The sequence below is a fragment of the Kocuria rhizosphaericola genome (assembly GCF_044462205.1).
Taxonomy (GTDB): domain Bacteria; phylum Actinomycetota; class Actinomycetes; order Actinomycetales; family Micrococcaceae; genus Kocuria; species Kocuria rhizosphaericola.
In genome coordinates this window covers 1-1,958 of the sequence record NZ_JBISWK010000169.1, presented here as the reverse complement: position 1 = coordinate 1,958, position 1,958 = coordinate 1, and the positions used below count along the sequence as shown (strand labels likewise).

Annotated in this window: 3 protein-coding genes; 1 reads left to right on the top strand and 2 read right to left on the bottom strand. The window is 75.7% G+C overall.

The window, feature by feature from the left end; all coding sequences use genetic code 11:
* Window positions 1-14 precede the first annotated feature (14 nt).
* Both ACH9D2_RS17245 and ACH9D2_RS17240 read right to left on the bottom strand, forming a co-directional pair.
* A complete protein-coding gene (locus ACH9D2_RS17245; protein ID WP_396364053.1) occupies window positions 15-368 on the bottom strand; it encodes a Sec-independent protein translocase family protein in 354 nt (117 codons plus the stop codon).
* 37 nt (window positions 369-405) lie between these two features.
* Complete coding sequence (locus ACH9D2_RS17240) at window positions 406-1,077, bottom strand: hypothetical protein (RefSeq protein WP_396364051.1); 672 nt, start codon at window positions 1,075-1,077, stop codon at window positions 406-408.
* 201 nt (window positions 1,078-1,278) lie between these two features.
* Here ACH9D2_RS17240 and ACH9D2_RS17235 point away from each other — a divergent pair, with 201 nt between their 5' ends.
* Entirely contained in the window at window positions 1,279-1,911 is a 633-nt protein-coding gene (locus ACH9D2_RS17235; RefSeq protein ID WP_396364055.1) for an O-methyltransferase, read from the top strand.
* Window positions 1,912-1,958: the final 47 nt, after the last annotated feature.

Sequence of the window (1,958 nt, the reverse complement as noted above, 5' to 3'; positions counted from 1 at the left end):
CCGCGGCGGCCGGCTCAGGTGGCCTCGGTGTCGAAGGGCGCCCGCTCGCCGGGGGCCAGGCGGGTCAGCACCGGACCGGGGCGGGGCCGCGGCGCGGCGGGCTCCGCCGGCTCGTCGTCCTCCAGCAGGGCCTGGCGCACGATGGTGCGGGGGTCGTACTGGCGGGGGTCGAGCTTGCGCCAGTCGACGTCGGCGATCTCCGGTCCGAGGGTCTCCTTGAGCTCCTCGGTGGCGCCGGTCGCGTACCGCTTGGCGGCCTTGACCAGGTCCTTGAGCTTCTCCGCGTACTCCGGCAGCCGCTCCGGCCCGATGATGAACAGGGCCAGGAGCACCAGGATGATCGCTTCGCCGCCGTTGATGCCGAGCACAGGAACAGATTTTACCAGTCGGAGGGCCGGGGCCCGTTCAGCCGAAGATCTCGCCGAGACCCGCGGCCACCGTCTCCACGACGCCCGGCTCCCCCGCGGAGGGCTCCACGACGCGCCCCCGCTCGTCGGCCACGACGAGGTTGACGGTGCGGGCCATCGCGGACGGGCCGGAGTCGCCGGTGACCGTGTAGACGACCGCGTCCCCCACGAGCACGGCCCGCCACGGCGGTCCGGCGTCCACCCACAGGGGCACGCCCTCCACCGCCACGGGCTCGAGGCCCTCCGCGCTCACGGGCAACCCGGTGAGCCCGTCCATGGGGTTCTCCCGGTCGATCCGCCCGCGCTGCTCGACCACGACGACCTCGTCCTCGCCGCGGTCCAGCTTGACGGCCACGACCGGGTGCCCGGACAGCGTGCCCCGGGTCATCGAGACCACCCGGTATCCGTCCGAGGCCAGCGTGGGCAGCGTCCACCCCTCCGCGCGCAGCCCGTCAGCGGACACCTCGTCCGCGTGCAGCACGCCCTGCGTGCCGTGCCACGCCGAGACCGGGACCCGTTCCGCGCCGCCGGCCGGGGACTCCGCCACGACCGTGCGCCCGACCGCGTAGCCGGTGCCCAGGAGGAGGGTGAGCACCGCGCTCACGGTGGCCGCGGCCACGGGGAGCGCGTTGCTGCGGCGGGCCGGCGCGGTGCGGTCCGGGCGGGGCATCGGTCCTCCTCGTGCGGCGGTCGGCGTGGCGCGGTCCGGGCGGACCCGTGGTCCGGCCCGGCGCCGCGGTCGGCACCGGGAACGGGACCGTGGACAACTCCATGATCGACGGGGAAGCTGGATGCCGACTGGACGGTGGCCGGGCGGAGAGCCGCAGCCGGTAGGATGGCGCGCATCCACTACAGCGACGAAGGGCGGACCATGGGCGCGGACAAGACGACGAGCTGGTCGTACGCCGAGGCGTTCGCCGCCGAGGACGAGCTCGCCTACCGCGCCCGGGAACGTTCCCTGGCCCTGCGCATCCCCCCGGTCACCCCGGGGACGGCCGCCGCCCTGACCGTGCTCGCCGCGGCGGCGCGGCCCGCCACGGTGGTCGAGGTGGGCACGGGGGCCGGGGTGTCCGGGCTCGCCCTGCTGCGCGGGCTGCCCGGCACGTCCGTGCTGACGACGATCGACACCGACATCCGGGCGCTGCGCGCGGCCCGCGACACGTTCCGGGAGGCCGGGGTCCCGACGAGCCGGACCCGCACCATCCCCGGCCGCGCGTCCCTCGTGATGCCCCGGCTCAGCGCCGGCGCCTACGACCTCGTGTTCCTCGACGGCGACGCCGAGGGCACCCTGGAGTACGCGGAGGAGGCGGTCCGGCTGCTGCGCCCCGGCGGGATGCTCGTGGTCAACGACGCGCTGTCCCAGGACAAGGTGGCTCAGCCGGCCAACCGGGAGGAGAACACCCGGACGATGCGGGCGGTGCACCGGCTGTTCCGGGAGGACGAGCGCTTCAGCACCGCCCTGCTGACGACCGGGTCGGGACTGCTGCTGGCCGTCCGCCGCTGAGCGGCCGGCCCCGCCGAACAGCTCTGCGGAACGGCGAGGGGCCCGGC